Annotated in this window: 9 protein-coding genes and 1 rRNA gene; 1 reads left to right on the top strand and 9 read right to left on the bottom strand. The window is 61.4% G+C overall.

Annotated features, from left to right (window positions below):
* Positions 1–20: 20 nt before the first annotated feature.
* Both FBX99_RS10550 and FBX99_RS10545 read right to left on the bottom strand, forming a co-directional pair.
* Positions 21–1,334, bottom strand: coding sequence for an MFS transporter (locus FBX99_RS10550; RefSeq protein ID WP_144931564.1), 1,314 nt, complete (start codon positions 1,332–1,334; stop codon positions 21–23).
* An 81-nt stretch (positions 1,335–1,415) separates the two neighbouring features.
* Positions 1,416–1,976: a YbhB/YbcL family Raf kinase inhibitor-like protein gene (locus FBX99_RS10545; RefSeq protein ID WP_144931562.1), complete on the bottom strand. Its 561-nt coding sequence runs from the start codon at positions 1,974–1,976 to the stop codon at positions 1,416–1,418.
* Between the two features lie 138 nt (positions 1,977–2,114).
* Here FBX99_RS10545 and FBX99_RS10540 point away from each other — a divergent pair, with 138 nt between their 5' ends.
* Positions 2,115–3,650 carry an FAD-dependent oxidoreductase gene (locus FBX99_RS10540; RefSeq protein ID WP_145131527.1) on the top strand — a complete coding sequence of 512 codons (1,536 nt, stop codon included), beginning with the start codon at positions 2,115–2,117 and terminating at the stop codon, positions 3,648–3,650.
* Positions 3,651–3,764: 114 nt separating this feature from the next.
* On the opposite strand, the gene pgaD is transcribed toward FBX99_RS10540, so the two are convergent.
* From pgaD to rrf, 7 genes are all read right to left on the bottom strand, one after another.
* Positions 3,765–4,268: a poly-beta-1,6-N-acetyl-D-glucosamine biosynthesis protein PgaD gene (gene pgaD, locus FBX99_RS10535; RefSeq protein WP_144931558.1), complete on the bottom strand. Its 504-nt coding sequence runs from the start codon at positions 4,266–4,268 to the stop codon at positions 3,765–3,767.
* Complete coding sequence (gene pgaC / locus FBX99_RS10530; RefSeq protein ID WP_144931556.1) at positions 4,265–5,617, bottom strand: poly-beta-1,6-N-acetyl-D-glucosamine synthase; 1,353 nt, start codon at positions 5,615–5,617, stop codon at positions 4,265–4,267. Before pgaC ends, pgaD begins: the two co-directional genes overlap by 4 nt.
* Position 5,618: 1 nt before the next feature.
* A complete protein-coding gene (gene pgaB / locus FBX99_RS10525; protein ID WP_145131525.1) occupies positions 5,619–7,616 on the bottom strand; it encodes a poly-beta-1,6-N-acetyl-D-glucosamine N-deacetylase PgaB in 1,998 nt (665 codons plus the stop codon).
* Between the two features lie 12 nt (positions 7,617–7,628).
* On the bottom strand, positions 7,629–10,109 hold the full coding sequence (pgaA, locus tag FBX99_RS10520) for a poly-beta-1,6 N-acetyl-D-glucosamine export porin PgaA (protein ID WP_145131523.1): 2,481 nt from the start codon (positions 10,107–10,109) through the stop codon (positions 7,629–7,631).
* A 234-nt stretch (positions 10,110–10,343) separates the two neighbouring features.
* Positions 10,344–11,849: a YdgA family protein gene (locus tag FBX99_RS10515; RefSeq protein WP_144931551.1), complete on the bottom strand. Its 1,506-nt coding sequence runs from the start codon at positions 11,847–11,849 to the stop codon at positions 10,344–10,346.
* Between the two features lie 158 nt (positions 11,850–12,007).
* Complete coding sequence (locus FBX99_RS10510; RefSeq protein WP_144931549.1) at positions 12,008–12,643, bottom strand: NADH:ubiquinone oxidoreductase subunit N; 636 nt, start codon at positions 12,641–12,643, stop codon at positions 12,008–12,010.
* 195 nt (positions 12,644–12,838) lie between these two features.
* A 5S ribosomal RNA gene (gene rrf, locus FBX99_RS10505) occupies positions 12,839–12,954 on the bottom strand.
* Positions 12,955–13,108 lie beyond the last annotated feature (154 nt).

The raw sequence follows: 13,108 nt of genomic DNA, 5'->3' as shown, positions 1-13,108 counted from the left end.
GCAGAGGCGTCTTAGCAGGACTAGGCGTCACACGCCCATGAAGGCTGCGCCGACTTGATGGGCCGCCGCGAAAAAAACATCGCCGCCGCGACGCCTACCGCCCCCATCACGACGCTATACCCCACGCATACCCACGGACTCCATGGCACCAACGCAATCAGTACCAGCGGCGTAACACTGGCCCACAGCGCATAGGCGATGTTGTAGGTGAACGAGATGCCAGAGACGCGGATCTTCGGCGGAAACAGATTGACCATCACCGAAGGCACCGCGCCGACCACGCCGCAACCCAGACCGGCCACGGCGTAGGCCAGGCCCAGCCAGGCACCGCCGTTGATCAGGCTGGCGTAGAGCACGCAGATGCCCAGGGGCAACAGCAGGCTGTAAAGCAGGACGGTGCGCCAGGCGCCGATGCGGTCGACGATGAGGCCGGCCAGGACACAGCCGATGTTCAGGAAGACGATGCCCAGGCTGCTCAAGGCGAAGGTCTGGCCGGGCGTCATGCCGAAGCTCTTCTGCATCACGGTCGGGGTAATGACCACGAACACCACCACGGCGGAGGTCAGTACGCAGGTCAGAATGACGGCGGGCAGCAAGGCCTGTCGATGGTCCCGCAGCACCGTGTGCAACGGCAACTCCGCCGCGCCTTCGCGGTTGGCTTGCAAGGCCATGAAGATCGGCGTTTCGCTCAGCCAGCGACGCAGCCAGACGCCGATGACACCGAAGACTCCCCCCAGCAGGAAGGGCAAGCGCCAGGCGTAATCGAGCATTTCCGTCGGGGTGTAGATACGGGCCAGCGCCGTGGCGGTCAGCGCGCCGAGCAAGTAACCGAAGGTCAGGCCCGCCTGGAGAAAGCCCAAGGCGTAGCCACGATGGTGGAGCGGGGCATGTTCGGCCACGAACACCCAGGCGCTCGGCACCTCACCACCCACCGCCGCGCCCTGCAGGATGCGCAGCGCCAACAGCAGCAGTGGTGCGAAATAGCCGATTTGGGCATAGGTTGGCATCACGCCGATGAGCAGGCACGGCAAGGCCATCATCAGGATGCTCAGGCTGAATACCCGCTTGCGTCCCAGGCGGTCCGCGAAGTGCGCCATAAGGATGCCGCCCAGTGGCCGCGCCAGGTAGCCGGTGGCGAAAATCCCGAAACTTTGCAGCAGGCGCAGCCAGTCGGGCATTTCCGGAGGAAAGAACAACTGGCTGAGGGTCAGGGCGAAGAAAACGAAGATGATGAAATCGTAGATCTCCAGCGCCCCGCCCAAGGCGGCAAGCCCCAGGGTCTTATAGTCGGACCGGCTGAACCGGTCGCCTGGCGGATGGGTGATGGCGGTCATGGGCAGATTGACTATCAGGTGGTTGGAATGGCGAGGCGCCGCCGAACGGAACCCCTCGCCATAAAGTTCACATGGCTTGAGTCAGCGGTGGTAACGCCGCACGACGCTGCTGTTGCGCAACACGTGACCGTTGATCTTTTCCATCAGTTGGGCACGGGTCAGCCCCGCGGGCAACGCATCCGGAGGCAAGTCCAGGGCGAAGAGCTGGATCAGATAGTGATGAGCGCTGTCGCCGATGGGTGGGCAAGGACCGATATAACCGTGGGTATTCTTGCTGTTGATACCGCTCACGCCTTCCAGCGTGGTCTTGCTGCCTGCCCCCGTCGGAATTTGCCGCGTGGTGGCCTTGATGCCGTAAAGGACCCAGTGGTCGACGCCCTGACCCCTTTGGCCATCCGGATCCAGCATGACGATGGCGTAGCTGAGGGTACCCGGCGGGCCGGCATTCCAGCTCAGGGCAGGGGAAATGTTCTTGCCACCGCAATTGTTGGCGTCACTGGCAGCCGCAGCGGTGAAAAGACGGTCATCCGACACGCCGGGGATGTTGAGCGTAAAGCGCTCCTCGGCCTGGACAGCCCCTTGTGCGCACAGCACCAGGACGAAGGCTGCCAGCCAGGGGGTCAGGGAAGTCAATCGGGTCATACCGGGCACCTTATGCGGGTCAGGCCATGGACGGCCTGCGCACTATAGCCCCAGCACCGCCCGGGTTGCAGTGACAATTATGCTGAACCTCGCTCCAATCGGCCGACTCCAACGAGAAACGCCTGCCGGAGACCGACCATGCCCTTGCATCAAGTCGCCCGCTTCGCGGATGTACGCGAAGACCGCGGCCTCGAAGTCAAGATCAACGAAACGCCCCTCCTGCTACTGCGCGTGGGCGACCAGGTACGCGCCTTCCAGGGCAGATGCCCGCACGCCGGCGCACCGCTGGCCAAGGGTGCGGTGTGTCATGGAAGGCTGATCTGTCCGTGGCACAAGGCGGCCTTTCGGGCCGAAGACGGCGCCCTGTGCGAACCGCCGGCCCTCGACAGCCTGGAGCGCTATCACGTCGAAGTGCGCGACGGCGACATCTGGGTCGATGACCAACCACTGCCCGCCGAGAAAATCCCACCGGCCGACGACCCGCGCACTTTTGTCATCATCGGTGCCGGGGCCGCCGGCACCGCATGCGCCGCGGCATTGCGCGATAAAGGCTTCGGCGGCCGGATTCAGCTGATCGATCGCGAAACCGACGCCGGGTATGACCGCACGGTGCTGAGCAAGTACGTCCTGGCCGGTGACATGACCGTCGACGACACACCCGCGCTGCGAGATGAAACTTATTTCACACAGCAACGCATCGAACGGATTCACGGCGAGGTCGTTGGCCTGGACAGCACCTCCCGCCAGGTTCGCCTGGCCGACGGACAGACGCTGGGCTACGACGCAGCATTGATCGCCACTGGCGGAACGCCCAGGATTCCCGAACTGTCCGGCATCGATCTGCCGCAGGTGTTCGTATTGCGTTCAATGGAGCACACAAGACGGATCCTCGACAACGTCCGGCCGGGGCAACGGGCGGTGATTATCGGTGACAGTTTCATTGCCATGGAGGTCGCCTCGTCGCTGCGCAAACGGGAGCTGAGCGTCACAGTCCTGGCCCGTCATCCCGTGCCATTCGCGGCGCAGTTGGGCGACAGTGTCGGCCAGGCCATCCTGGCTCGGCATCGAGCCAATGGCGTGGTGTATCACAGCGATGGCGAAGCGGCGCACATCGAAGGTGCCGGCAAGGTTGAGGCGGTGGTACTGGATAACGGCCAGCGCTTTGCCGCAGACCTTGTAGTTGTCGGGATCGGCGTGCGCCCGGCCACCGATCCGTTCGCCGATTTGCCACGGGAAGAGGACCAGTCATTGACCGTCGACGCCGGCATGCGCGTGACTAATGGAATATGGGCCGTCGGCGATATCGCGACATTTCCTCTCAGCGGCCAGCCCCGGCGAATCGAACACTGGCGCCTGGCCCAGCAACAGGCCCGGATCGCGGCGGCGAACATGCTCGGTGGTGAGGAGCATTATCTGGACGTGCCGTTTTTCTGGACCTATCACTTCGGCAAACGCTACGACTACCTCGGCCATGTCGAACAATGGGACGAGGTGCAATTCAAGGGCACTCCCGAGCATCCACCCTTCATTGGCCTGTTGGGTAAGGATGGTCTCGTCGCCGCGGCAGTGGCGTGCGACGAGGGCCGGGCCATGGCGGCGCTGGCCCAACGCATGAAACAGCCGCTGCCGGTGGATGAGGCGTGGCGGTTGATCCGGGATTTTTCAAGCGCCTGACCCATCGCGTTCGCGGGCAAGCCCGCTCCCACATTGATCTGAGTTGTCTCCAAGCTTGGTGTTCAACATCAATTCCTGTGGGAGCGGGCTTGCCCGCGAACGCGTCAGCAGCCTCTACACAGCATTATCGGTCGGAAGCTTGATAACCCGTGCCTGCTCCAACGGCGCCAGGGGTGGCGGGGGCAATTCCTTGCTCAACACATGGAAGTGCGGCACCACGTGGCTGATGTCACCGTCCTGGTTGTTGTGGATGACTTTGGAACCAGGCCGGCGCAGAGTGTCCAGGCGCTCGTCGGTCAATTTGAAACTGTCGCTCAAACCCTGGTCATCAACCACCGGCGCCGGCAGTCGACGCTGGGCGAAACTCTGGCTTTTGCGCTGCTGATAACGCGCCCAGGCAATCAGGATGAACGCGTTGACCAGCGCCACCCAGCCATAGATCTGCAGCGTCCCGAGGGTGTCCAGCCACGTTCCGCCAAAGCGCGGCCCGGCATGGCTGTCGAACAACGGCCAGAGCCCATTGACCAGCAGGTACAGCAGCCCGACCCATGCCAGCACTGTGAAGAACACATCGATGAGCACCAGAAAAGGCCTTTGCCGGGTCCTGATAATTTTCATCGGATCACCTCCTCTTCTTCACCAAACGGTTTGATCCCCCGATCCGGGCTGACCCAGCGTGCACGCTTCTGATGCTGCCCGAACAAGACTTTCGGAAAACTCACCAGGGTGGTGAACAGGCTGATCAACCAGAACACCAACGGATACCAGACCACCCAGAACATGATGTGCCACAGGCCCTTTTCATAACGCCGATCAATGAGGATGCTCACCGCGAACTGGACCAGGCACACCACCGCCAGCAACAGCCCGGTGAAAGCCGGCGGCATGAGATGCTCGACCGCAATGGCCGCCGGCATCTCGACGAATTTACCCGTGCCCCAGAACGCCACCGACAGCAGGAACGTGAACGCCCACCCCGTCGACAGGCAATATTCGAACAGTAGCGGCCACAGGTAGCGATGGCGGTATTGCCAGATGCCACGGATATTCTTGAACAGCACCTCGGCACCGCCCTGGGCCCAGCGCAGCCGTTGCCGCCACAGGCCACGCAGGGTTTCGGGCATGAGGATCCAGCACAGCGCACGGGGCTCGTAGAAGATGCTCCAGTGGTCCAGTTGCAGCTTCCAGCTGATGTCGATGTCTTCGGTGATCATGTCCGGGCTCCAGTAGCCGACCCGGTGCAGGGCCGTGCGACGGAAGGCGACGATCACGCCAGAGACGGTAAAGATCCGCCCGAAGACTCGCTGAGTGCGCTTGATCAAGCCGATGATCGAGGAAAACTCGCCCACCTGGACCCGACCCACCAATGTCGAGCGGGTGCGGATACGTGGGTTGCCAGTCACCGCGCCAAGACGGGCGTTCTCCAGCATCGGCGCGACCAGATAGGCGCAGGTATTGGGCGCCAGCAGTGCATCGCCGTCGATGCACACCAGGTATTCGCTGCGGGCCGCGATGGCGCCCATGCGCAGGGCCACGGCCTTGCCCTGGTTCTCCGCCAGGTGCAGCACCCGCAGGCGTGGATCCTCCAGCGCCAACAGATCGAGGACCTGGCCGGTGTTGTCCTTGGAGCCATCGTTGATGGCGATGACTTCGATGTTCGGGTAATGCTGGCCCAGCGCTGCGTGAATGGTGTCGGCGACGTTGTCGCCCTCGTTGAAGCAAGGCACCAGGATGCTGATCAGCGGCTCACCGGCCAGGGGCGGTGGCAAGGTGTCGTCCTTCCACGGCCAGTGGCGCTCCCAGTGCAGCCAGAAATACAGGCCACCGGCAATCCACAGGCCGGACATGAACAGCGGGTAGAAGAACACGAAGTCCATCAGGAATTGCCCGGTGACCAGGAAGATCAGGCCCAGGGGCACCCCAAGGACGATCGCCAGCACCAGCAGGGCGAGCAGTCTGTCGAGCATGTCAAGGATTCCACTTGTTGGAGAGCGCCGGCCGCACGGTTTTCACCGCCGGCTGGTCTTCGATGAAGTTGTCCGGGTAGTAGCCGAAACTGGTCACGCCCTGACGTTTGAGGCGTCCCATCCAATCAGCCAGTTGTTCACCCTCGATATCGCTGACCGGCTCACTGTCCCAGTCACGGGCCTGCAACTCGAACACCGTGCGCTTGAGGGCGCCGGGGCGGGCCTTGACGGTCTGTACCAGGCGCTCCAGCCACGGGCCGGACTGCGCGCGAGTCTGTTTCTCCATCAACGGCATGGCCATCGGTGCCGTCCAGTCATAAGCGCCGAGGAAGTCATCGAGGTTCTGGGCGAACCAGGCTTCGCTTTCTGGGTTGAGCATCGGTTCGGCAAAGATATTGCGCGCTGTCAGCACCTGCGGGCCACGAATCGCCTGGACCTTGGCGGTGAGTTCACGGGTGAAATCGATCAGGTAACGGCTCTTGAAGCGGGTCCAGCGTTGCATCGCTGCCGGGTCTTCGCGCAGCGCCGCGATGGACGTCGGCAGGCCGTTGGCCGCATAGACTTTGAGGGCGGCGGGGCCGGCATCCTCGAAGTCGGAAAACACCGCATCGTCGTGGTACAGAACGCCGTCCACCGAACTCATCCGCGCCAGGTCCTCATAGATCTCGCCGATGACCTTGCGCACGGTCGGATCGAACGGTGACAGGCGCACATATTGGTCTGGGGCAATGCCGGTCTTGCCGGTTGCCGGATCCCAGCGCTGTACGCGCGGCAGCTTCGCATCCAGGGCAAAACTGAGCACCGGCATCCAGGCATAGACCTTGGCATTGGCCCGCGTGCGCAACTGCCACGCCACCCGGTCGAACAGATCGGCCCGTACCGGCAGATGACGATTGGGAAAGTACAGCGAATGCACCAGGCCATCGCCTTTCGGATCGGCGAACGCCTGCAGGAATACCGTGTTGGCGCCCAGGTCATAGATGCGCTGGATCAATTTGCCGACGTTGGCTTCCTGCTGCACGGGGTCCGGGTCGTAGACGTAATCCAGGTCGACATGGACCACGCGCATCGGATCCATCGTCTGTACAGACACGATGCTTTCGGCGAAATGTGCGCCGTCCGGATCGGAGGCCACCAAAAACCGCGGCCCGCTCATCAGGTTATCGAGGCTGTCGAGGCCGTCCTCCAGGGTCAGGGCCATTTTATAACCCTCGCTGTCGATCACCTGCAGCGCGGTGCCATCGGCTTCCCCGTATGGCCATACCCAGATTCGCGGACGGTAGCCGGTGACCTTGCGGATTTTCTCCGAGATCGACGCCACATCCTTGCGCAGGCGAGCCTGGAAGTCGGCCTCGGTTTCATAGCGACCGGTAGCGGGATCGTAGCGCCGGGTGGTGGCCGCGGGTTGCTGGTTGCCTTGCGGGTTGGCGAGTACGCCTTTGTGATTGGCGTCGGTGTGGGCAGCGATTTCCACCAGACCCGATTTCGACACTTCGCGAATCTGCTCCCAGGTCAGGAACTCGGAACGCTTGCGCGGCACCCCGGCGAAATCCACCGGTTGGTTCAGTGGCGTATCGATCCAACTGCCCACCGGCGCCAGGATCGCCGGCCAGTTATAAGCTCGCAGGATCGGCATGACCCGGGTGTAGAAACTCGCATAGCCGTCGTCGAAGCTCAGCAGCACCGCACGCGGCGGCAGCTCGGGGCCGCCGTTACGGGCGTGGATGATCTGGTCCACGGTAACCGGCTGATAGTTGTTTTCCCGCAGCCACGCCAGTTGTTCGATCAGTCGTTCAGTGCGCACGGCCACCAGCGCCTGGTCCGGATCCAGGTCCTCGACGTCATGATAGGCGATGCCGAGCACATGGTTCTTCGGCCACGGCTCGTCGTTGGCCGCCAGTGGCCGTTGCGAGGGCGGCGTGAACGCCGGGGCCTGCTGGGCACACGCGCTGATCAGCAAGACCCCCAGCAGCAGGATGAATCGCAAAATGACGGGCATCTTCAAACTCTTCTAGAAGCGGTAGGTGAGGTCGACAAGCAGGCGCAGATCGCTTTCACGATCGCCGTCGTAAGGGCGGTTGAGCCAGCTCAGCGTAGCGCCCGTCTCGAGCACGTCGTTCCAGAGGAAGCGCTGGCCGTAACCGAGCAGTCCCATGGCGCCGGTGCCGTAGTCGCGCTGGCTGTAGCTGCCGGCACCGACCTGGAATTGCTGGCTCCATGCGGTTTCATAACGGCGATACAACACATGGTTGGCCGTGACGGTCGGCATGACGCCGAGGTCCGACTTGGGGTTGAAATAGGGCACTTCGTTGGAGCCACTGTTGCGACTGGCCGCGACCTCCAGACCCATTTCCACCTGCAGGCGCGGTGTGCTGTAGAGACCTTCGCGACCGGTCAGCAAGGTCTCGAGACGGTTGTTGCCATCGCTGAAATGGGACGGGCTGAACGTCAATCGCCACTCGCGGCTTTCATGGGCTCGCCAGCGGATGAAACCGCTGCCGCCATTGGCGCGAATGCCGCTGTTGAGGGCACGCAGCGGCGTGTTGGCCGAGAGGTAATCCAGGCTGCCGCCGTACTGCCAGTGATCATCGATATCCCGGGCCAACGCCACGCGCGCGCCCTGTTTGTCACCGGAGCCATAGACATGATTGGAGACTTCCGCCTCCAGGGTCATGTCGCGGCTGCGGCGCTCCACACCCAGGCGCTGCCAACGATGATGGCCGGTGCCTTCCTCGAAGTCGCCCGTGGCGTAGCCGACGCCGCCGAACAACCGCCAGTCCTCGTCGATGGGTGGGCTATAGAGCAACGTTTCGATACCGAAGTCCCGGCTGCCAGTGACCGCACCGGCATCGCCGTTGCCGCCGCCATAACTTTTGCCGGTGTAGGCCTCGATGCGCAGCTCAGCCATGTCGTGCACGTCGCGCTGGCGTTGCAAGCGTTTGACGTGGGCGTTTTCCGGGTAACGAGCAATGACATCGTCGGTCAGCGCATCCAACTGCCGCCATTCCTGTAAATCCATGGCGGCGCGGGCCTGGGCGACTTCCAGGTCCCGACTGCGCGGGGTGGTCGCCTCGACTTCCTTGAGCAGGTTTTCCGAACGTCGCGGCCAATCCCGGGCCTGATACAGATCGGCCTGGGCCAGCCGCAGGCCGATATTGCCAGGCCCTTGGTTGATCAGGGCTTCCAGACGCGCTTCGGCGGTAGGCAGATCGGCACCATAGGTGCCGGACTGGGCGGCGAGCAGTTGGGCGTCCATCCATTCGTCGTTGGGGTTGCCGATTGGCAAGCCCTTGAGCTCGACCCGTGGACGCTGGGACTTCGCCAGGTCTTCGGCCCAGGCCCGGGCCTCTTCGGATCTGTCGCTTTCCAGCAACGCGTAATAAAGCGCGGTACTGTCTTCGAAGCGATCCGCGACATCGGCGTCCGGTGCGCTCAACACCCGCCGGTACAGGTCGACGGCGATCTCCGGCTCACGCTGCTCCAGGTAGGAGGACGCCACCCAACGCAAGGCATAGGTGGGAATACTCACACCTTCGGCGATCAATTTCTGGTACTCGGCGATCACTTCCGCCCGTCGCGCCCGGGCGTTGAGCGCGCCCATGCGGTCAATTCGCCAGCGGAGTACGTCATCATGGGCCTCGGCCACCGGGGTCCAGCTGGCGAGCAACTTATCGTAATCGGCCAGGGCACGATCAGCGATGACGAAGCGTTCCTTTTCGCTGCGGCTGGCCATGTCCGCCAGGCGAACCCGCTCGGCTGCCACGTCGCCTTCCAGGCGCCGCTGCACGCCACGGTCAATCAGACCCGGCTGCAGACGGGCCAGGCGCAATGCCGGCTCCGGCAGGCGGGCACGCTGCAGGGCATTGATGTATTCCCTGGCGATTTCGGGCCTGCTGCCAGCGCGAGAGAACGCCTGGTCGTATTCGAACAGCGCTTCGTGAGGGTTGTTGGCACGGGTCAAGGCATAGCCCAAAGCCATCCGACGCGTCGGGTCTTCCGGCTTCGCGGCGACCATGGCCCTTGCGCGATTGACGGCTTCATCAGGCTTGCCGGCATCGGCCTGGGTCAAGGCCAGGCCGAGTTGCAGGTCCGGGTTCTGGGGATCGATCAGTAGCGCCTGGCGATACAGCGCGGCGGCCGAATCCCAACGCTTGAGGTTGCGGTAGGCACGAGCCGTTGCGCTCAGCGCCTGAACCGGCAGGTTGCGATGGCGCCCCTGGGTTTCGTAGACCTTTACCACCTCGGTATCAAGGCCGGCCCAACTGGCGATCTGCAGATAATCACTGATCTGGGCGGTACTGGCTTGTTCGGCAGGTAGCTGACGCAACAGGGTCAACGCAGGCGTGTAATGACCGGCACGGGCGTCGAGCACCATCTGATCATAAGCGGTATCAGCGAATGCGAAGGCCGGCCAGTACAACTGGCTGCACAACACGACGCCAAACAATGGGCGCAAACCGCATTGAAAAAAGGGACCCACAGTACGCGGCATTCGTCAGCATCCTTACATGGCCAGCCGGGTCGCAGTGCCCCCTTGCCCATCAAACAGGAAGCCGGATCAAAGGAATCCAGCCAAGCTCTAATGGGCCTAGTCTTGCATTGCGGGGCCGGGCATTTTCGAGAACGCCACAATTCTTCAGAATCGATACAGATTCAGCCCTGATCCGAAGGCGAAAAAAAACCGGCCCGTGCGCAAGGCACGGACCGGTCCTGGATGTTGCTGAGGTTATTGAGCGGCGACGCCACCACCCATCTGGTTCATCACAAACGCGGTGAATTCTTCGACCGTCATTTTCTTACCGTTGAAATCAACCTGATTGTTGGCATAGCGCAGCTTGGTTACCACGTCGTTGCCTTCCAGGGTCGCCAACTGCATACCCACTGCCATGGCGCTGAACATATCGCTGGTGGCCAGGGCCTGATCCGCGATCAGCTTGACGTCGGTCTGGCCTTCCATCTGGGCTTGCACGGTCGCCAGGTCCACCAGCATCGGCTTGGACACTTTTACGTTGAATTCCAGCAAGGCAAGCAACTGACGACCGAGCTCATCGGGCGGCAGGTCCATCGATTGCGGCTTGGCCAGATCGACGACCAGGCTCGCACGGCTTTCACCGCTGGCGGTACTGAACGACAGATTCTCCAACGCTATCTGCGGGCCAGCGGCCAGGAGTTTTTCCAGATCGGCCTTGACCTGAGCCTCTTCGGCCTCGGTCAGGTTCAGCTCTGGAGCAGGCTCGCCAGCTTCCGCGGCTTCGGCGGCGGCTTTTTCATAGGGCTGCAGCTTGGCTTGGTAAACCTGCATCAGCGACATGGTGGCGGGGATGTCGAGATTCTTCGCGCTGATCGCCATTTGCACGGCGCCAATGGTCTTATCGTTGAATGACAACTCACCGATCTTGTAATCGGCACGCCCCGAAGCGCTGGTACCGCTTTCGGTACTGCTGTTCTTCATCTCGATATTCTTCAGGCCCACCACCGACTTCTGCTCGCCGAAGCTGGCCTTGATGTTGCTCAGAATCAGGGCGTTATCGCCCATGTAGTAGCCGTAGCTGCTCTTGCTCAAGTTGCTGGCAAGGGTCAGGCCATTCAGCTCAACCAGTACCGGGCTCTGATCTTCCGCGACGCTGGTCAGCTTCAGGCTGTCCATGTAGCCGTCGGCCTTGATCTTCTGGGCCTGGGCATTGGCGGCCAGGTCGAGTTTCAAACCGGAGAATACGACTTGGGACTGCTCATCCAGCTTGGCGTCCAGAGGCAGCAACTCCAACGTGCCGTTGACCGATTGGTCGTAGCCCAGGTTGAACACGCCTTTGAGCGGCGATTTATCCTTGGCGGCGGCGAACCATTTTTCGGTCAGCGGAGTCCGCTCGATTTCGGTGTGGCTGGTAGCCATGACCGGCAGCCATTTGAGGGTCATCAGACGGGAAAAAGGCAGCGGGCCGTGTTCGATGTTGTCCACGACCAGCAGCTCGACCGCTTCGCCACCAAACATGTCGCCTTCACCCTTGAGGCGATAATGGGCGGTGCTGCTGAAGATCCCACGATCCAGCGAAACCAGCTCGATGGAGGACGAGCTGTTGGAGCCGGCCAAAGCAGTCACCATCTGCTTGTTACTTTCGGCAATGGCAGTTTGCAGCACGCCCTCAAGCTTGGTTCCGGTGTACCAAGCGCCGCCCGCACTGACGGCTCCGATCGCTACAACGATTCCCAAGAGTACGCTTGCCGATTTATTCATAAGTGACCCGAACGATATCCATGGTTGAAAAAAGCCGTCGTCTTCCCTGACCCGCGAAGGGTGTGGCTTGACGCCGTAGAGTGGGGGTGGAGATTATCATCAGGCGCCCTTGTGGGCCCAATGTTTAAAGGGGGAAAAGCAAATTCTTGAGAGGTGGTCTACGAATATTGGACTTCGATTTCGTCCAATTGATGATCGAATGTCCTGAGCCGCGCCGTCCAGGTGTACACCAACACCTCGAAATCGCGATTGATGACCGCTGCGCCGGATGACTCTGCACGAGGGTCACAGAAGTCCAGTTGATAACGTTCGCGGGCCATGGCATTGGCAACATCGCACAGCTCGCGGGCATTGTTGAGCCAATGCCAGCCATCCTGGGCGACTTGCTTGTCCAAAGCGGCACATTGGATTTTCAGGGCCTCGAGGCTTTTTTCCAACGGAGTGCCCGTGAGTTCGCCCATGACCTCCTGGAAAGTGCGACCAGGCTGCCAGTAGCTGCCCCAGAAATAACGGTCGAACACTGTTTCGACCCTTCTCAATGCAACCTTGGTATCCCAGATCAGCACCAGGGTTTTGCCTTGTCCGAGATGTTTTTTCTTGATGCGTTGCCCTTGCAGTGACGCCCAGGCAACCACGGCGATGGATATCACGCCGATCAGCGCAGAGGCACTGTCCAGGAATATCAGCGCTTTTTCGATCTGGTGAGTCAGCATGACACCATAAAAATAAGTCGCCGAAAGCAGCACCAAGGCCGCGATGGCGCACCAGAAACCGGGAGCATAAGGGTTTTTCATTATTGGAATCCCCATGACCAGTGACGCATTGGTGTCGCGGGTTCGGTTTTTCGTCAGTCCCCCGACACTCACAGCATAGCAACGGCCCCGGGGTTTGCCGGAGTGTCGACAGCAAATGAGGGGCAAGATCCGATTACCGGCCCAAAACGAAAAAAACCCTGTCTGCGTCAGCAGACAGGGGTTTTGGGAATTCAATCTTGACGATGACCTACTCTCACATGGGGAAACCCCACACTACCATCGGCGATGCATCGTTTCACTGCTGAGTTCGGGATGGGATCAGGTGGTTCCAACGCTCTATGGTCGTCAAGAAATTCTGTGACCAGCCCGTCCAACAGCAACGTGCCGGTGAAAATCGATAACTTCTACTAAAACAAAACCCCTACCTGCATCAGCAGATAGGGGTTTCGGAATTTAATCTTGACGATGACCTACTCTCACATGGGGAAACCCCACACTACCATC

It is taken from the genome of Pseudomonas sp. SJZ074 (assembly GCF_007828215.1).
Classification (GTDB): domain Bacteria; phylum Pseudomonadota; class Gammaproteobacteria; order Pseudomonadales; family Pseudomonadaceae; genus Aquipseudomonas.
This window is presented reverse-complemented; position numbering and strand designations above follow the sequence as displayed.